Genomic DNA, 17,797 nt, shown 5'->3' with positions numbered 1-17,797 from the left:
GAAAATGTTGCAGACAGAGTGCCCAGAATGCCAGCAAATGGTGTGGATCACGTCGGATACGCGGTTTGCGACCTATCACTCGCTGGCCGACTCGGCGAAGGACTGCCCCGGCTCCCGAATGAACGTTCCGGTACCCCCCAAACAGACTGCCGCGAGCCGTCGCCGCGCGCAGGCGGAGCTGCTCGCCTGGACGCACTCCACGACCGAGGTTGGCGCCGACAAACACCAGGCCGCCTGACCCGACTTCTTGACCCATCGATCGATGCCATCGGCTAACCCCAGAAGCTGACGCCATCGGTCACCAGACGAGGCGGCGCCCCCCGAGTTGCAGGGACGGCACCGCCCCGTCTGGTTTAACGCGGCCCGACCATCCAACGCGCGGCCCGAGTACGAGGCCTCGGTCGAACCGCGGTTACAACGGATGCATAACAAACCGACCGACCGGGAGGTGCCCGTTACGCAACAGGGGGTAGACTCCGGTTTTCATTTTTATCAGCCTCTTCTCAGGCCATCCCCCGTACGCTTGCATACGGAGTTCCCCCACTCCAACGATTGGCCCCGGCATATTTCTCACCTCCCCCCAGGCGAGAAGTGCCGGGGCTTTTTCGTTGTCGTACCCCAGCGATCACCCCCGGCGTAACGTTCAATGTTGGATGCTGCGGCGGGTCTAGCGTGGAGGAATGACCTCTCTCACCGAACCGACTCCCGCCTCGAACCCTGCACCGCGGCCGAACAAGCACGATCCGGCCACGCTGGGCTTTCAGACCCAGTCGGTCCACGCGGGCAACGCGATCGATGTCGGGTCAGGGGCGCTGCGCACACCGATCGTGATGGCCAACTCCTACGCTCTGCCCGACGACCCGTCAACGATGAGCTGGTCGGGCGCGACACCCGGCCTCTACACCCGCAACACCGGCACAAATCAGCAGGGCCTGCAGCACAAGCTCGCCGTGCTCGAGCGCGGCGAAGACGCCGTGGTCCTGGCCAGCGGTGTCGCCGCCCTGCACGCCGTGTTCTTCACACTGCTCAAGACCGGCGACCACGTCGTCGTCGCCAACGTCACCTACGAGGCCTCCTATCGGCTCTTCACCGAGCTTTTGCCGAACAAATACGGAATCGAGGCCACCTTTGTGGACGCGACGGATCTGGCTGCGGTGCGGGCCGCCATCCGCTCTACGACGCGCCTGATTCACATTGAGACGGTCGGTAACCCCACGACCGCGGTGACGGATGTCGCGGGCGTCGCCCGTATCGCGCACGAGGCTGGCGCCCTGCTGTCTATCGACAACACGTTCACGCCGCCGCCGCTGTTTCGCCCCCTCGAGCACGAAGCCGACCTCGTCGTGCACTCGTTGACGAAGTACATCAACGGGCACGGCGACGCGATGGGTGGCGCCGTCATCGGCAGCGCGGCGCTGATTCGCCGGATCAAAAGTGACGCGATGGTCGACGTGGGCGGTGTGATCAGCCCGTTCAACGCCTGGCTGATCATGCGCGGCTCGGTTACGCTCCCGCTGCGCATCCGGCAGCACTGCGAGTCCGCACTAGCCATCGCCCGCTTTCTCGAGGCCGACCCGCGGGTCGCGTACGTCGCCTACCCGGGGTTGGCCTCGCATCCGCAGCACGGTGTGGCCCTGCGGCAGCTACCGAACGGTTTCGGCGGGGTGCTCGCCTTCGCCGTCAATGGAGACAAGGCGGCGCAGAACCGGTTTGTCGCGAACCTGCGCGTGATCACCTCGGCCGTATCGCTCGGGCACGATGAGTCGCTCATCGTGCACGTCGATAACTCCGGGCCGCGCGTTGCTGCCTACCCTGCGACGTTCCGCGAGTTCGGGCACCTTCGCTTCTCGGTGGGCCTCGAAGACACCATTGACCTGGTGGCAGATCTCGCGGCGGCCCTCGATGCCACCTTTGACGCCGCCGTTCTCTAGCCGGACTCGGGGCTAGGCGGCGAGGGCGCTCGTGATTTAGGCCTCAACCCGCGTGCGGGAGTCGTGCGCAGCGGCCAGGCCGGCCAGGAGCAGGGCGAGCTGATCGGCCGGGGAATCGGGCGCTTCGGGGTGCCACTGCACCCCAACGATCGGCGCGCTGTCGTGTTCGAGGGCTTCGATCAGACCGTCGGGGGCGTGGGCGGCGGCCACCAGTCCAGCGCCCAGGCGGTCGACAATCTGGTGGTGGGCGCTCTGCACCGAGATATCAACCCGGCCAAGGCTCGACGCGAGGGTGCTGCCGGTGGCCAGTGTGACGTCGTGGGTAGAGAGGATCTGGTCGATCGACACGTCGACGTTCTTGTGGATACCGTCGTCGATGTGCTGCACGAGGGTGCCGCCGAGGGCGACGTTGATGATTTGCAGGCCGCGGCAAATGCCCAGCAGCGGGGTCCCGAGGGCGAAGGCACGTTGTACGAGGGCTATCTGGCCCTCGTCGGCGATGGCAAAGTGTGCCGTCTCGCCCTCGTAGCCGGTTGTGCCGCCGTAATAGCTGGGGGTGATATCTTCGCCGCCGACGATCACGAGGGCGTCGGCATCCGCTGTTAGGCGCGACAGGTCGGCGGGCGTGACGTCGGCGGCTGCGACGCGGGTGACAGACCAGCCGGCTGTTTTGGCCTCAGCGACGACGCGAGAGTTGAGCACCTGCACCTTGGCGTGGTACGCGGGCCGGTCGGGACGCGCGGTCGTGACCTCGACGACGACGAGCATGCGGTTCGTGAATTCTTCGTTCATGCGGGGCTCCCGTCGGTGTCGATTGCGCTGTGCCGTATCACGGCCGCGTTCGTTCCATTTTGGGCGGCACGCGCGTAGTGTGCGAGCGGTCCTGTAACACGGGGCAACATCGCTCAGGTCCGATTTTGGAGGTTCCCAGACTCGGGTCCGCCGGTCACCCTAAACTTTGCAATAGACACGCACTTTCCTGGCGGAATCCCTCGGCCAGGGTCACTCTCTGTGAAAGGACCTCCGAATGACCAAGCAGTCCATCTTCGGCCGTATCTCCCAGCTCGCGAAGGCGAACATCAACGCCATCCTGGACTCGGCGGAAGACCCGGCCAAAATGCTCGACCAGATGGTGCGTGATTTCTCGAGCAGCATCTCCGATGCTGAGAGCGCGATCGCCGAGACCATCGGCAACCTGCGGCTGCTCGAAGACGACCACCGCGAAGACCAGGAAGCCGCCGTGGAGTGGGGCGACAAGGCCCTCGCTGCGAGCCGTAAGGCCGACGAGCTGCGGATGGTCGGCAATGCTGCCGACGCCGACAAGTTCGACAACCTCGCCAAGGTCGCGCTGGGGCGGCAGCTCACCTCCGAAAAAGAAGCGAAGTCCGCCGAGCCGCAGATTCAGGCTCAGACCGCCATCGTCAACCAGCTCAAGACCGGCCTGAACGCCATGAAAGAGAAGCTGGTGCAGCTGACCAATAAGCGCGCTGAACTGATCGCGCGCTCCAAGACCGCCAAGGCCCAGGCGCAGGTGATGGACGCCGTCAAGAGCATCGATATGATGGACCCCACGAGCGAGGTCAATCGCTTCGAAGACAAGATCCGTCGCGAGGAAGCCCGCGTGCGCGGCGCTCAGGAACTCGCCGCATCCAGCCTCGATGCCCAGTTCGAAAGCCTCGACGACCTCGGCGAACTCACCGAAGTGGATGCCCGCCTCGCCGCTCTGAAAGCCGGCAACACCGCCGCCATCGAAAGATAATGGCTGAGTCGACGACTTTGACTGGTCAGGACCCGGTGACACCCGACAAATTCGTCCAGTGAGCTTTCGAGCATCCGCTCCGTCACCGACTGCAAGAAATTCGCTGCTGGCGAAGCGGATGCTGACCTGCCCGGTCACTGCGCCATACTGAGGTATGGCTCCCACCTTCGTTGTAGTGCCGCAGTGGCAGGGTTCAATTTCTCCGCGCGCAATGCGTTTGGTCGACGGGGCGGCGGCCATTCAGGGCGACCTCCCCTTCTCGGCCACGCGCCTGGTCGATGTGCCGGTCGAGGCCGGTGATGCGCTCGATACCGGGGTGCACCGGTTCTCGGCGATTCAGGTGGTGCGCGAGCGCCACACCAGGGTCTTGAAGGACACCACCGACTGGGCACTCTCGATCGGTGGTGACTGCGGCATTGCGCTGGCCGCGGTGGAACACGCGGCGCGCACGCATCCGGGCGATTTGGCCGTCGTTTGGTTTGACGCCCACCCCGACCTGCACACGCCAGGATCCTCGCCGTCTGGCGGGTTTTGCGGCATGGTCTTGCGCGCGATCAGCGGCGAGGGGCCGGCCGAGCTCGACCTGGCCGCCGCGAGCAGCGTGCAGCTGCAGAACGTCGTTCTGGCCGGCATTCGTGACGTCGACGACGCCGAAGACGTACTGCTGAACGAGCGCGGCCTGGTGAGCGTGTCGTGCTCCGAGCTGGCCGACCCGGCTGCGCTCATCGCTGCGGTTGCTGCAATCGGCGCCACCCACGTTTTCGTGCACATCGACCTCGACGTGCTCGATCCGTCGGCGCTGGATGGCCTCAGCGATCTCATTCCGTTCGGGCTGAGCGTGGCCGACCTCGGCGGCGCGATCACCGCCCTGCGCGCCAACTTCACCCTCGCCGGCGCGACCATCACCGGGTTCGCGCCCGCCTCCCCGGCGGCGGCGGCCGACGACCTGCCGAGCATTCTGCGCATCATCGGCGCGCTGACGCGCTGATCCGGCGTGGGCTGGCCAGGTGACCGGACTGAGTCAGCGGGGAACGCCGTAGATGCCGCATAACTCCTGCAATTTCCGGCTGGTCAGCAACACACCCGCGTCATTCCGGGCAACTCCCCGGGACTCCCACGCGAATCGCAGGAGTTATGTACGTGCGCGGGATCACACGGGCAACTAGTCCGGCCAGAAATACATGAATTCACCCCAGCCAATGGAGGACCCCATGACCGACCAGCCCCGCATTCTCACCGAGCGTCGCGGCCATATTCTGCTGATCGGGTTTAACCGGCCCGAGAAACGCAATGCCGCCGATTTCTCGCTGCTGCAGCAGCTCGCGCTCGCCTACGGTGAGCTCGACCGCGACCCCGAGCTGCGCGTCGGCCTGGTCTACGCGGTCGGGGAGCACTTCACAGCCGGACTCGACCTCGCCGATATTGGCCCACGGCTCGGCCCGAACGGGCTCGAAATGGTGCCGGAGGGCGGCATCAACCCATGGCAAGTGGATGGCCAATCCCTCAGCAAACCGGTCGTCATCGCTGTGCAGGGCACCTGCCTCACCCTCGGCATCGAGCTGATGCTCGCGAGCGATATCGTGGTCGCCGCCGAATCGACCCGGTTCGGTCAGATCGAAGTCGCCAGGGGAATTCTGCCGTTCGGGGGTGCGACGATTCGATTTCCGCGTGCGGCCGGCTGGGGCAACGCCATGCGCTGGCTGCTCACCGGCGACCTGTTTGATGCCGCCGAGGCGCGCCGCCTGGGACTCGTGCAGGAAATCGTGCCGGACGGCTCCCAGTTCGACCGCGCGCTCGAGCTCGCCGAGAAGATCGCCGCCCAGGCCCCGCTCGCCATCCAAGCCACCCTGGCCAACGCGCGTCTGGCCCAGCGGAGCGGTCCGGCATCCGCTGAAGCAACGCTGCAGCCGGCTCTCGCGCGCCTGGTGGCGACCGAGGACTCCCGCATCGGAATGCAGTCGTTCCTAACCCGAACCCCTGCCGTGTTCCTCGGCCGCTAGCGCCCACGCCCCATTACGTCTGGAACGGGCCCTGGCCCAGCTTACAAACTGGCGCCGCGGTCATAAGGTGGGCCCGGAGCCTTAGCGAGGTCGTCATTCGGCGCTGGTGAGGTCGTGGGGGTGACCGAAACCGGCCAACACCGTCATAACGACATCGACCACCCGCACATCCGCGAGGAGACGAAAGTGCCCACCGGTGTCGATCTGGATGTTTCTCGCACCGGCTAAAGTACTTCCCTCCGGAATATGCGGGTCGAACCGAGCAAAGATGGAGGCAATTCTGGCGTTGGTTACGGTGTTCTCATTCAGGCCGGTGATGTGTTCGTTGCTCGCCGCAAAGGAGCGGAGGCTCGGCGGAAGCATATATTTTGCATAGCTCGAACCGGAGAAGGGGACAGCTACTGCGATCATTCCTGCAATGCGCGAGTCGGCGTCGTGCCCGATCATCACAAATTTTCCGATGAGGCCGCCCTTGCTGTGCGCGAGCAGGACAACGCCCGTCAAACGCTGCTCGGCGATAAGGTCAGCGACGTGCCGAGCGGCGTCGGGCACGGATGCGATATTCCAGGCCAGCTTGTCGACGACGTATACGGGGTGGCCGGCATCGTGCACCCGGGTAATCAGCGGCTGGAGAAACTTCCACGTTTCATAGATTCCAGGGATGATCACGACCGGACACTGGTCGCCGGTCTTAAACCCGTCGGGGCGAGCGCGCGATGTGAGCGCGCGCACCTGCCGCGTGGCGGCGTAGGCGTAGTCCCGAACCCACCACTGCACATCACGGATGCCGACGGTCATTTCACGGGCGCGCGCCGACACCCGCGAACTCCACGATGTGGTCCGCGACCCGATCGGCAGCACTGTAGTGAACGAGGTGACGGTGCCCCGGTATTTCAACGAGACGCCCGTCAAGAGAATTGTGCACGAGGCTATTGCACCAGCCGCGTCGCGCTATAGGGTCGTCGCTTCCCCGGATGACGAGCACGGGCGCGGCCACGCGCGCAATGTGCTCATCGGTCGCATAGGCGAGCATGGCGCTGAGCGTTTTGGTGTACCACCGCGTGCCGCAGCGCGCGTAGTCGCCGAAGACCAACAGATTGGCGCGCACGGGCTCTTTGAGCGTGTCGCGGTACAGGTCGACGGCCTGCGCAACGGCAGTTCGACGATGGGCGTCGGTAACCGGCCCGATCAGCACGACCTGCGAGACCAGCTCGGGCCGTTGCACGGCCAGTTCGGTGACGAATTGGGCCCCCATCGAATGGCCGATGATCACGCAGCTCGTCACGCCGAGCGTGTCCAGGAGGGTGCCGAGCAGGACCGCATAGTTTTCGACCCGTAATCGGTGTCGCGGTGTACTCATCCCGCCAAACCCGGGCAGATCCAACGAATAGGTGCCATGCCTGGTGGCGATTGCGCGGTGCAGTGGAACGGAATACCGGTGTGAGGTTCCAATGCCGTGCACGATCACGAACACGGGCGCGGTGACCGCTGCTGACGGTCCCGGTGAATACTGAACGCCGAATTCGTAACCGTCAATTCGTATCCGACGGGTCTTCGGGGCCAGTCGTGGGAGATCCGCCCCGAGGCCCAGCGGCTGCGGGGATACCGGAGTCGTCATGCGGTCGGTGGGAACTTAATGGTTAGGCCGGCCGGCAGCACCTCGACGTCGAACCCCATCGCTTCCCCAAAACCGTCGCCGTCTAGTTCGATCTGTTCCGCTCGTTCGAGGCGAACACTGAGTTCTTCAGCGCGCACATAACGCAGAGCGCTGATTTCTTTGGTCATGAGGGCCCGACCGACCTTCGTCCGGCGGAGGACTCCGTTTTCCCAAATGACCTTGACGAAAATTTGCACCCAGCCCACGAATCCCTCCGGGCGAAGCAGCGCGATGTCGAACTGCCCGTCGTCGACTGCAGCGTCGGGCAGCAGCACGATGTTCGAGGGGAGGGATCCGCAATTGGCGATGATAATGGTGTGCGCCCGGGTGGCACGAAAAGGGCCACGATTGAGGGAGTACCGAAACCTCAACTCATGTTTGTCGCGCAGGGTCGTGGCGAGAGCCGTTACGTAGGCCAGCCAACCGGCCTTCTTCTTCAGGTCGTCATCGGTGTTCGCCAGCATTTTCGCGTCCAGTCCCAGCCCGGCCATGACGAGGAATACGTGACTCGTCTTGGCCCGGTCTGCACGCGTGATCTCGATCAGGCCCAGGTCGATCTTACGGTCGACGCCGGTGAAGGCGGTGCGCACGGAGAGTTCGGCGTCATCCAGACTGAGGTCGAGATTTCGGGCCAGAAGGTTTCCCGTTCCAGACGGAATCAGCGCCATGGGGATGGATCCGTCCTTGAGCCCCTCGGCGACGGCGCGAACCGTGCCATCGCCGCCGGCAACGATCACTACCGCAGCGCCCGACTCGAGCGCTTCCGCCGCGCGACCCTGCCCTGGATCATCCTCGCTCGTTGAAAGCCAGATGGTCTGATCCCAGTCGTTTTCCGCTTCCGCCTGCGCGACGATAGCCTTCAACGCATCCAAATCGACCTTGATTGGGTTGTACACGACAGCAGCGCGCCGGCGTTGCGCATCGGGAGATATCGGTTGGGCTGACATGCAGATACATTAGCGGGCTTTGAATCGCATTTGAAGAGTTTGCGGCAGGCATCGTCGTCCCAAACAAACTCCCACACCGAGTAAGAACGTCAGGGTAGGCTGCTCTGATCCAAGCTCTCCGCGTCCCGGCCCAGCGACCACCAGCCCGAGCAGCCGAGACCAGTTCTTCGTCGCCAGGCCGGTATGCCCCGAATCAAGGAGATTCAATGTCGAGTCAGATCTACGACGTCATCGTCATCGGCGGCGGCGCCGTCGGGGAGAACGTTGCCGACCGAACAGCCCAGGGCGGACTTCGCACGGTCGTCGTCGAGAGCGATCTGGTCGGCGGCGAGTGTTCGTATTGGGCCTGCATGCCGTCGAAAGCGCTGCTACGCAGCGGCGCCGCCCTCGCCGCGGCCCGCCGGGTTCCGGGCGCCGCCGAAGCCGTCACCGGAAGCATCGACGTGCGGGCGGCCCTGAAGCAACGCGACTCCATTGCCAGCAACTGGAAGGACGACGGCCAGGCAAAATGGCTGGAGTCGGCCGGTATCGGCCTCGTGCGTGGCCATGCCCGCCTCACGGGCGCTAAAGAGGTCACCGTGACCGCAGCGGATGGCGCGGTGACCGTTTTGACCGCCACCCACGCGGTGGTCGTCAGCACTGGGTCGGCGGCGTTGCTGCCCGACATTGACGGGCTCAAAGAGATCGAGCCGTGGACCAGCCGCGATGCGACGAGCGCCCAGCAGATTCCGGAACGCCTCGCCGTGATCGGCGGCGGCGTCGTCGCCGCCGAGATGGCCGCCGCCTACGCCTCGCTCGGCTCGACGGTGACCGTGATTGCCCGCAGCCCGCTGCTCGGCGGGCAGGAACCCTTCGCCGGCGAACTCATCACCGCCGCACTCAAGGAGAATGGGGTGACCGTGCTCGTCGGCCCGTCCACCACGAAAGCGCACCGCGATGAAAACGGTACAGTCACGCTCACGCTCGATGACGGCACCACCGTCGCAGCCGACGAGGTTCTCGTGGCCATCGGTCGCACCGCGCGCACCCACGACCTCGGCCTCGACACGGTCGGCCTCGACACGGGCGACTGGCTCGTCGTCGACGACACGCTGCTCATACAGGGCGACTCCCCCGCGCTGACCGGCGACTGGCTCTATGCCACCGGCGACGTCAACCACCGAGCACTCCTCACACACCAGGGCAAATACCAGGCCCGCGCGGCCGGCGACGCCATCGTGACCCGCGCGGCCGGCACCCCTGTCGATGATGCGCCGTGGGGCGCGCACGTGGCGACGGCCGACCACGCCGCCGTTCCGCAGGTGACCTTTACCGACCCGGAGGTTGCCTCGGTGGGACTGACCGCCGCGTCCGCCGTGAAGGCGGGGTATCGCATCCGCATACTGGATTATGACCTCGCCAACCTGGGCGGAGCCTCGGTACTCGCGGTCGGCTACGTCGGCAAGGCCCGGGCGATCGTCGATCTCGACCGGGAGGTTCTCCTCGGCGTCACCTTTGTTGGCCAGGACGTCGCTGAGCTGCTGCACTCGGCCACGGTCGCGATTGTCGGCGAAGTTCCCATCAACCGTTTGTGGCACGCAGTGCCGAGCTACCCGACGCTGAGCGAGGTGTGGCTGCGCCTGCTCGAAGCCTATGGACGCCCGGGGTTCACCACCGAGGCTGCACGGTAAGGCATGCGTCGCATTCTCTTTGATTCATCGGTCAGCCGGGCGGGCTACCTTTACGCCACCGCGTTCGGACTGGTCTGGGGATCGATTTGGAGTACTGGGCGGGTCGAGAAGAGGGCAGGCTTGTTCGTGTTTCGCGGCATGCCACCGTGGACCTTCGGTCGCGGCGGCTCCTGCGTTGGCGGCTGCTACCTCACCAACCAGAACGTCACCGCCGCTGTCCTGGAGCATGAAGCCGTGCACAAACGCCAGTGGCAACGGTTCGGCATGGTCTTTCCGCTGCTGTACGCGGTCGCCGGGCGCAATCCGTTGAAGAATCGTTTTGAAATCGAGGCCGGCCTGGAAAAGGGCGGCTACCTGCATTAGGACAGCGGCTGCCTGCGCCGCGGCGGCCAGGTCTCGGGACCAGAGCCATCCGCCGCGTGACGGGGTCGCAGATCGACCCGCAATACCCCGCGAACGGTCGATTTGTGACCCCTCGCGAGCGGAAGACCACACAAAACCGCCCGGCCTGCAACAGGCCGGGCGGTTTCTGTTCGTGCGGGTGCTACTACTGGCCGGCGACGTACGCGGCGTCGACCGCTGCAGCCTCGGCGAAAACGGCGAGGTTCGCGCGCAGCTTGGCACCGAGGTCGGCGTCAACGCTGGTCCAGTACCAAATGGCCCGCTCGGTCACCTCTGGACGGGTCACTCCGCTGATGGCACCGGTGATGGTGTCGAGGAACCGCGCCTTGGCGGCGTCGTCATAGACCTCGCGGTAGAGCGTTCCGGCCTGGCCGAAATCGCTGTCGTCGCTGCGCAGGGTCGCGGCGGAGCGCAGCAGCTCGCCGTCGTTCTCCCAGGAACCCTCGCCAGCAGCGGCGGGGTCGGCGACCGGCCCGCCGAGGGAGTTGGGCGCGTAGTTCGGTTCGGTCGGCGCGTTGAAGTAGTGACGCTGCGCGCCATCCTGCGAGTAGTTGTTGACCGGGCTCTTGGGAGCGTTGATCGGCAGCTGCGCGTAGTTCGTGCCGACGCGGTAGCGCTGGGCGTCCGGATAAGAGAAGATGCGCGCCATGAGCATTTTGTCGGGGCTCGCCGCGATACCCGGAACGAGGTTGGCCGGCGAGAACGCCGCCTGCTCGATCTCGGCGAAGAAATTCTCCGGGTTGCGGTTGAGGGTGTGGGTGCCGACCGGGATCAGCGGGAAATCAGCGTGCGGCCAGACCTTGGTCACGTCGAACGGGTTGAACCGGTACGTCTTGGCCTGCTCGTACGGCATGACCTGCACGGAGACGTTCCAGGACGGGAAGTTGCCGGCGGCAATGGCGTTGGACAGGTCGCGACGGTAGTAGTCGGCATCCGCTCCGGCAATGAGCTCGGCCTCTGACCCTTCCATCTCGATGTTGCCCTGGTTGGATTCGAAGTGGTACTTCACCCAGAAGCGCTCGCCGAGAGCGTTGATCCACTGGTAGGTGTGCGAGCCGAAGCCGGGCATTGTGCGCCACGAAGTCGGCAGACCACGGTCGCCCATGACGTAGGTGACCTGGTGAGCTGACTCCGGGGAGAGGGTCCAGAAGTCCCACTGCATGGTGTCGTCGCGCAGGCCCGTGCCCGGCAGACGCTTCTGCGAGTGGATGAAGTCGGGAAACTTGATGCCGTCGCGAATGAAGAACACCGGCGTGTTGTTACCGACGATGTCATAGTTGCCCTCGGTCGTGTAGAACTTGACCGAGAAGCCGCGCACGTCGCGCCAGGTGTCCGGACTGCCCTGTTCACCGGCCACGCTCGAAAAACGCTGCAGGGTCGGGGTGACGGTGCCCGGCTGGAAAACGGCCGCGCGCGTGTACTTCGAGACATCGCCGGTGACGACGAATTCGCCGTGCGCTCCGCCGCCCTTGGCGTGCACGATGCGCTCCGGGATGCGCTCGCGGTTGAACTGGGCGAGCTTCTCGACCAGGTAACGGTCGTGCAGTGCGGTGACGCCGTCGGCGCCGACGGTGAGGGAGTGCGCGTCGCTGGCGACGGGCGTTCCCGTCTGGTCGGTAGTGGGCTTGATAGTCATAGTGCTCCTTGAGTGTGGATCAGCAACGCGACGTTGACGGAGAAAGTTAGGGTAGAGCGGTTTCGGCTTGGCACTGTGCGCAGAGGCCCCAGTAGATAACCTCGGCGGCGCGCACGTCAAAGCCGAGCGCATCCGCTGGGGTGAGGCAGGGAGCATGACCGACGGCGCAGTCCACGTCGTGGACTACGCCGCAGCCGGTGCAGACGATGTGGTGGTGGTTGTCACCAACCCGGCGTTCAAACAGCGCGGGCGAGCCGGCGGGTTCGATCTTGCGTACGAGCCCGGCGGTGGTGAACGAGGCCAGCACGCCATAGACCGCTTGGAGTGATGTGCCCGGCAGGTCTGCGCGCACCGCGCCAAACAGGGCATCGGCGGTCGCATGCGGCCTGTCGGTGAGGGCCCTCAGCACGGCCAGACGTGGCGCTGTCACCTTGAGTCCAGCCGAGCGGATGCCGCCCGCAAGCAACCCGGCGTCGGCCGCGGCCGGGTGCAGGCCCGCGCCGCCGCTCAGGTTGGGTGTCGTCATGTTTTGACCCTAGCATTTTGTTTTGAGTAACTCAAAACAATTCCGTAATCGTGTAGCTAGCTAGGATAGCGATCAGTGACATTCTGGGAGGAACAGTGCTTGCGATCACCCGCTTCATCTCCGGCAAACGCACCGCCTGGGCGGTATTGCTCGGCACAATCGTGGCCGTCGGACTGCTGTTCACCGTGCTTCCGGCCAATGACTCCGCGGATTTTCCGGCCGCGGGGTTGCCGGAAGGCAGTCAAGCCGCCCGGGTCACCGAGCTGCTCAGCACGTTTCCCTCCGCCGACCAGACCGCCGCGATCGTGGTCTGGTCCCGGGACGGCGCCGACCTGACCGCGGCCGACAAGACGGCAATCACCGCTGCGGCCGCGAAGCTCGGTGCCGCATCGATCGCCCCGCGCGCCGCAACGCCGCGGTTCAGCGACGACGGCCAGGCGGCGCTGAGCGTGATGCCGCTGGAGGCCCTCGCGGCGACGGCCGATATTGAGAAGGCGGCCACCGATATCCGCTCTACGGCATCGACCGCGCTACCGGGCGGCCTGACCGCCTACGTTACCGGGCCGGTGGGTTTTCAGGCCGACATCACCAATGCCTTCGCCGGAGCCGACTTTCGCCTGCTGCTGGTGACCGTGATCGTCGTCGCGGTGCTGCTCATCGTTACCTATCGCAGCCCGGTGCTGTGGATCGTGCCGCTCGTCGTGGTGGGCCTCGCCGACGGCCTGGCCGGCAAGGTCGCCGGCGCGCTGGCCGAACCGCTCGGTTTCGCCCTCGATGCCTCGATTTCGGGAATACTCTCCGTGCTCGTGTTCGGCGCCGGTACCAACTACGCCCTGCTGCTCGTGGCGCGCTACCGCGAAGAACTGCTGCACACCGAGAATCGCAACGTCGCGATGCGCACCGCGGTGACGAGCGCCGGCCCGGCCATCGCGGCCAGCGGTGGCACGGTAGCGCTGAGCCTTCTCACCTTGATGTTCGCAGAACTCGCCGGAAACCGGGCCCTCGGTATCGCGTGCGCCATCGGCGTGATCATCGCCATCCTGTTCGCCCTGCTCGTGCTGCCGGCGGCGCTCGTGGTGTGTGGGCGCGGTCTGTTCTGGCCGTTCATTCCGCGCGTGCAGGCTCAGGCCGCGCCGGTGCGCGCCGGTTTTTGGACCCGGCTCGGCCGGGGCGTGTCCAAGCACCCGGCGATCATCACGGTCGTCTCCGTTCTGGCGATCGGGGCTCTCGCACTGGGGCTGAACGGCGCCGCGGTCGGGCTGTCCCAGGCCGACCAGCTGCTCGGCAACCCGGAGTCGGTCGTTGCACAGCGCATCGTGGACGCGTCGTTTTCGGCGGGGCTGACCAGCCAGACCGTTGTGTTGGCGCCGGAGGCGGCATCCGCTGACACAGTGGCGGTCGCTCTGACCACCCCGGGGGTTTCTGCGGCGGTGGCCGGCGAAAACGCCGGCGGCCTGACTCGCATCGACGTCACGCTCGACAGTGAACCGGGCAGCGACACAACGTTTGCGACCATCGCCGCACTGCGCACCGATTTAGCGGATGCCCCCGGCGCCGTTTCGCAATCGCTGGTCGGTGGCAGCGATGCCACGGCCCTCGATACGAGGACCAGCGCCGAGCGCGATCAGGGTCTAATACTGCCGTTGATCCTCGGCATCGTCTTTCTGATTCTGGCGCTGTTACTACGCTCGCTCGTGGCACCGATACTGCTCATTGCGACGGTACTCGCCACCTTCTTCGCCAGCCTCGGCGCCTCCAACCTGATCTTTCAGAATCTGCTCGGATTTGCCGCATTCGACACCAACGTCGTTTTGTTTGCGTTCCTGTTTCTGGTGGCGCTCGGTGTGGACTACAATATCTTTCTGACCACGCGCGCCCGCGAAGAGGCGCGGCGTTACGGCACCCGCGAGGGCATGGTGCGGGCGCTCTCCTCGACCGGTGCCGTGATCACGAGCGCCGGAATTTTGATCGCGGCCGTGTTCGCCGTGCTCGGGGTGCTGCCCGTCGTTGCTCTCACCCAGATCGGCGTGATCGTCTGCATCGGTGTGTTGCTGGACACCCTGGTCGTGCGCACCGTGCTCGTACCGGCGCTGGTTTTTCTGGTCGATGACCGGTTCTGGTGGCCGTCCAACCCGGTGGCGACGCGTCAGTAGCCGGCCCTGCCAGACGCTCTAGGCCGGCTCTGGCGGTACCCGATCCTGCCAGCGGATGCGCCGCTCCAGCTGCGCGCCAAGCGCGAGCAGCGTGGCCTCGCCGCCCGGCCGGCCAATGAGCTGCACCCCCATCGGCAGGCCGTTCTCGGTCTGGTGCACCGGAAGCACGATCGCCGGCAGTCCGCTCACGTTGATCATCGAGGTGAACGGCGTGTACTGCACCTGCTGGGCGAAGTTCTCCTCGGCATCGTGCGCGTCGTACCATCCGACAGGCCGCGGGGTCAGGGCCATGGCCGGGGTCAGCACGGCATCGAATTTCGACAGTTGGTGAATAAACGAACGCTCGAATGCGGTCAGCGCGGCGAGCGCCTCAGCGAGGTCTCGGGCGCTGAGGCTTCGGCCCCGGGCAAGCAGCCACTGGGTCAACGGTTCCAGGAGGGCGATCTCGGCCTCGGTCTCGGCCGGGATGCTCGCCGCGCCAGCCTGCCAGATGGTGCGAAAAGCCGGCGCGTAGCTCAAGTCGGGCTCAAGCGCCGTCTCTTCGAGTCCGTGGTTCAGCGCGGCGAATCCGGCAACGGCCAGGTCGAGCGCCTCCCGCGCTTCGGGGGCGATTTCGATGGAGTAGTCGTTGTCCCAGGCCGAGGTAGTCATGACGCCCAGCTGAAACCGGCCTTCGCCGCGCACGGCGGCGGCCAGCAGCGGCGTCTCATCGCCGGGAGCCCGCAGTGCGAAATAGTGGTCGGGGTGACCGTCTCGGGGCGCGATCATGGCATCGAGCAGGAGAGCGGCATCCGCTACAGTGCGGGCGAGTGGACCACCGACAGGGAGGCCGCCGAGCTTGTCGATGCCGGAGGCTGCCGGCACACGCCCGCGGCTGGGCTTGAGGCCGACGAGGCCACAGGCGGCCGCTGGAATGCGGATGGACCCGCCGCCGTCGGAGCCGGGCGCGAACGGGAGCAAGCGCGCTGCGACGGCGACAGCGGCGCCGCCGCTGGATCCACCGGCACCGAGCGCGAGGTTCCACGGGGTGCGGGCGGGCGGTGACGCCAGGCTTTCGGTGTAGGAGGCGAGCCCGAATTCGGGCGTGTTGGTTTTGCCGAGGCTGACTCCCCCGGCGTCATCGAGTGCCTGCACCAGGTCGTCGGACCGGTCGGGCAGATAGTCGGCGAACAGGCGCGACCCGAACCCGGCGTGAACCCCCGCACGCAGGTGTAGGTCTTTGTCGGCGAAGGGGAGGCCCCAGAGCGGCGCGGTGCGGGGCACCCGCTCCTCGACCAGGCGGGCCCTGGCGCGGGCGGCATCCGCGGTCACGGTCACGAAGGCACCGAGCGCTGGATTGAATTTTTCGATGCGGGCCAGGTAGTGCTCGGTGAGCTCGCTCGGACTGATCTCGCGCCGCTGCAGGGCCTGCCATTGTTCCAGGGCGGTTAATTCGTGTGGATCAGCCATGATCCGAGCCTAGTTCGACTCGGCCCGGTGACCGGCCATCTCTGGTCATGTACGTTCGGGACGGCTAACCTCAAGCCATGGCCAGCGCTTTGTACAATCCCATCGGCACCACCGCGCTCATCACCGGAGCGTCCAGCGGACTCGGCGTCGGATACGCGCACGAGCTTGCCCAGCGCGGCGCGGATCTCGTGCTCGTCGCCCGCAGGCAGGCCCGCCTGGAGGCGCTCGCGGTCGACCTGGCCGAGAAATACGGCACGGTCTCCACCGTGATCCCGCTGGATCTCACCACAGCGGATGCCGTCCCCGAGCTGGTCTCCGACCTCCGCGAGCGGGCGATCACCATTGGCACCCTCGTCAACAACGCCGGTTTCGGCACCTTCGGAACCGTACTCGACTCCGACCAGGCCCGGGAAGCGGAGCAGGTCGCCCTCAACGTGCACGCACTGACCGCGCTCACCCATGCCTTCCTGCCCGATCTGGTCGAGACGGCCTCGCTGCATCCGCACACCGCGGCGCTCGTAAATCTCGCGAGCACGGCAGCGTTCCAGCCGGTGCCGCGCATGGCGGTCTACGGGGCGACCAAGGCCTACGTGCTCAGCTACACCGAAGCGGTCAGCTATGAGACCCGCGCGAGCGGCCTCAAGGTCACCGCGATCTGCCCGGGCCCCGCCGACACCGAGTTCTTCGAAATCGCCCAGACCAGCGGCGGCAAGAAGGGCAGGCCATTGACCGTCGACGAGGTCATGCGTGCCTCCTTCGCCGCCCTGGACCGCTCGGTGACGCCGTCGGTCGTGCTGGTAGGCGCCCGCAACGCGCTGCTCGCCCGTGCGGCCAGCATTTATCCGAGGCGCGCCGTGCTGAACGCCGTCGGGCGGATGAACACGCCACGCGCCACGCGGTAACAAACTCGACCCCTGGCGAAGATACCGACCGATCGGGCACCGATCACGCGGATGCGCGAGACTGGACGCATGGCCGATCTCACTTTGCACGGCGGCGTCGGCAGCCGGGTTGACGCCGAGATCGAAGTGAAGCGATCCAGATTTCTGTGTCGCCTGGTCAGAACGGAGACAGAGGATGCCGCGCGCGCCGCGGTCGATGAGGCACGGAAGGCGCACTGGGGTGCTCGCCACCACTGCTCGGCCTTCGTGCTCGGGTCATCCGGTGCTCCCGATCAGGTGCGTCGTTCGAATGACGACGGCGAACCGTCGGGAACCGCCGGGCGGCCCATGCTCGAGGCGCTGTCCGGGCGAGGTTTCGTCGACTGCGTGGCCGTCGTCACCCGCTACTTCGGTGGCACCCTTCTCGGTGCTGGCGGCCTGGTGCGCGCGTACTCAGAGGCCGTTCTGACCGCGATCGACGCGGCTCAGTCCCTGGGACTGGTCGTGGAGCGCGAACGCCGTGAATTGTTCACGCTCGCCCTGCCCCACGCGGATGCCGGTCGCATCGAGGCCGAGCTGCGCCAGCGCGGAGTGCTCATCCTGGGTACGGAGTATGGGCTCGACGCGGTGCTGAAGATTGCCGATGACGACGCGGCGCGGCTCACCGCGATCGTCGCCCAGGTAACGGCCGGAACCGCGGAGCTGGAGGCCCTCGGCCACGAATGGGTCGACGTCGAACGGTAATCAAAGGCGAAAAGTCCAGAAGCGCTCGGCTAGCGCGCACGA

The 17,797-nt window shown here is 66.0% G+C and carries 17 protein-coding genes; 10 read left to right on the top strand and 7 right to left on the bottom strand.

What is annotated here, in order from left to right:
• Positions 1-37 precede the first annotated feature (37 nt).
• Positions 38-238, top strand: coding sequence for a hypothetical protein (locus E3T39_RS14210; protein ID WP_134516436.1), 201 nt, complete (start codon positions 38-40; stop codon positions 236-238).
• A 442-nt stretch (positions 239-680) separates the two neighbouring features.
• Positions 681-1,931, top strand: a complete 1,251-nt coding sequence (locus E3T39_RS14205) for a trans-sulfuration enzyme family protein (protein WP_134516434.1) — start codon at positions 681-683, stop codon at positions 1,929-1,931.
• A 36-nt stretch (positions 1,932-1,967) separates the two neighbouring features.
• On the opposite strand, the gene E3T39_RS14200 is transcribed toward E3T39_RS14205, so the two are convergent.
• Complete coding sequence (locus E3T39_RS14200) at positions 1,968-2,723, bottom strand: gamma-glutamyl-gamma-aminobutyrate hydrolase family protein (protein WP_134516432.1); 756 nt, start codon at positions 2,721-2,723, stop codon at positions 1,968-1,970.
• A gap of 235 nt (positions 2,724-2,958) precedes the next feature.
• Here E3T39_RS14200 and E3T39_RS14195 point away from each other — a divergent pair, with 235 nt between their 5' ends.
• The 3 genes from E3T39_RS14195 (at position 2,959) to E3T39_RS14185 (ending at position 5,690) form a co-directional block, all read left to right on the top strand.
• Positions 2,959-3,690: a PspA/IM30 family protein gene (locus tag E3T39_RS14195; RefSeq protein ID WP_134516430.1), complete on the top strand. Its 732-nt coding sequence runs from the start codon at positions 2,959-2,961 to the stop codon at positions 3,688-3,690.
• A 154-nt stretch (positions 3,691-3,844) separates the two neighbouring features.
• The gene (locus tag E3T39_RS14190) at positions 3,845-4,678 is read left to right on the top strand and encodes an arginase family protein (protein ID WP_134516428.1); all 834 of its coding nucleotides are present in this window, start codon (positions 3,845-3,847) and stop codon (positions 4,676-4,678) included.
• Between the two features lie 223 nt (positions 4,679-4,901).
• The gene (locus E3T39_RS14185) at positions 4,902-5,690 is read left to right on the top strand and encodes a crotonase/enoyl-CoA hydratase family protein (RefSeq protein ID WP_134516426.1); all 789 of its coding nucleotides are present in this window, start codon (positions 4,902-4,904) and stop codon (positions 5,688-5,690) included.
• A 93-nt stretch (positions 5,691-5,783) separates the two neighbouring features.
• On the opposite strand, the gene E3T39_RS14180 is transcribed toward E3T39_RS14185, so the two are convergent.
• The 3 genes from E3T39_RS14180 to E3T39_RS14170 are packed head-to-tail and all read right to left on the bottom strand — an operon-like array spanning position 5,784 to position 8,294.
• Entirely contained in the window at positions 5,784-6,509 is a 726-nt protein-coding gene (locus tag E3T39_RS14180) for an esterase/lipase family protein (RefSeq protein ID WP_241979723.1), read from the bottom strand.
• The gene (locus tag E3T39_RS14175) at positions 6,490-7,308 is read right to left on the bottom strand and encodes an alpha/beta fold hydrolase (protein WP_134516424.1); all 819 of its coding nucleotides are present in this window, start codon (positions 7,306-7,308) and stop codon (positions 6,490-6,492) included. Before E3T39_RS14175 ends, E3T39_RS14180 begins: the two co-directional genes overlap by 20 nt.
• The gene (locus E3T39_RS14170) at positions 7,305-8,294 is read right to left on the bottom strand and encodes a diacylglycerol/lipid kinase family protein (RefSeq protein ID WP_134516422.1); all 990 of its coding nucleotides are present in this window, start codon (positions 8,292-8,294) and stop codon (positions 7,305-7,307) included. Before E3T39_RS14170 ends, E3T39_RS14175 begins: the two co-directional genes overlap by 4 nt.
• A gap of 206 nt (positions 8,295-8,500) precedes the next feature.
• On the opposite strand from E3T39_RS14170, the gene E3T39_RS14165 reads away from it, so the two are divergent.
• Together E3T39_RS14165 and E3T39_RS14160 are read left to right on the top strand one after the other, a co-directional pair.
• A complete protein-coding gene (locus tag E3T39_RS14165) occupies positions 8,501-9,964 on the top strand; it encodes a dihydrolipoyl dehydrogenase family protein (RefSeq protein WP_134516420.1) in 1,464 nt (487 codons plus the stop codon).
• A 3-nt stretch (positions 9,965-9,967) separates the two neighbouring features.
• Complete coding sequence (locus E3T39_RS14160; RefSeq protein WP_134516418.1) at positions 9,968-10,327, top strand: Fe-S oxidoreductase; 360 nt, start codon at positions 9,968-9,970, stop codon at positions 10,325-10,327.
• Positions 10,328-10,511: 184 nt separating this feature from the next.
• On the opposite strand, the gene E3T39_RS14155 is transcribed toward E3T39_RS14160, so the two are convergent.
• A complete protein-coding gene (locus tag E3T39_RS14155) occupies positions 10,512-12,002 on the bottom strand; it encodes a catalase (protein ID WP_134516416.1) in 1,491 nt (496 codons plus the stop codon).
• Between the two features lie 46 nt (positions 12,003-12,048).
• A complete protein-coding gene (locus E3T39_RS14150; protein WP_134516414.1) occupies positions 12,049-12,528 on the bottom strand; it encodes a Fur family transcriptional regulator in 480 nt (159 codons plus the stop codon).
• A gap of 95 nt (positions 12,529-12,623) precedes the next feature.
• Between E3T39_RS14150 and E3T39_RS14145 the strand changes: the two genes are divergently transcribed.
• On the top strand, positions 12,624-14,681 hold the full coding sequence (locus E3T39_RS14145) for an MMPL family transporter (RefSeq protein ID WP_134516412.1): 2,058 nt from the start codon (positions 12,624-12,626) through the stop codon (positions 14,679-14,681).
• A gap of 18 nt (positions 14,682-14,699) precedes the next feature.
• On the opposite strand, the gene E3T39_RS14140 is transcribed toward E3T39_RS14145, so the two are convergent.
• Complete coding sequence (locus tag E3T39_RS14140) at positions 14,700-16,130, bottom strand: amidase (RefSeq protein WP_134516410.1); 1,431 nt, start codon at positions 16,128-16,130, stop codon at positions 14,700-14,702.
• Positions 16,131-16,207: 77 nt separating this feature from the next.
• Here E3T39_RS14140 and E3T39_RS14135 point away from each other — a divergent pair, with 77 nt between their 5' ends.
• Positions 16,208-17,032 carry an SDR family NAD(P)-dependent oxidoreductase gene (locus E3T39_RS14135; protein WP_134516408.1) on the top strand — a complete coding sequence of 275 codons (825 nt, stop codon included), beginning with the start codon at positions 16,208-16,210 and terminating at the stop codon, positions 17,030-17,032.
• Positions 17,033-17,101: 69 nt separating this feature from the next.
• Complete coding sequence (locus tag E3T39_RS14130) at positions 17,102-17,755, top strand: IMPACT family protein (RefSeq protein WP_134516406.1); 654 nt, start codon at positions 17,102-17,104, stop codon at positions 17,753-17,755.
• Positions 17,756-17,797: the final 42 nt, after the last annotated feature.

The sequence above is a fragment of the Cryobacterium suzukii genome, from assembly GCF_004403185.1.
Classification (GTDB): Bacteria; Actinomycetota; Actinomycetes; order Actinomycetales; family Microbacteriaceae; genus Cryobacterium; species Cryobacterium suzukii.
The sequence above is the reverse complement of the archived record's forward strand: the minus strand, read 5'-3'. Positions and strand labels throughout refer to the sequence as shown.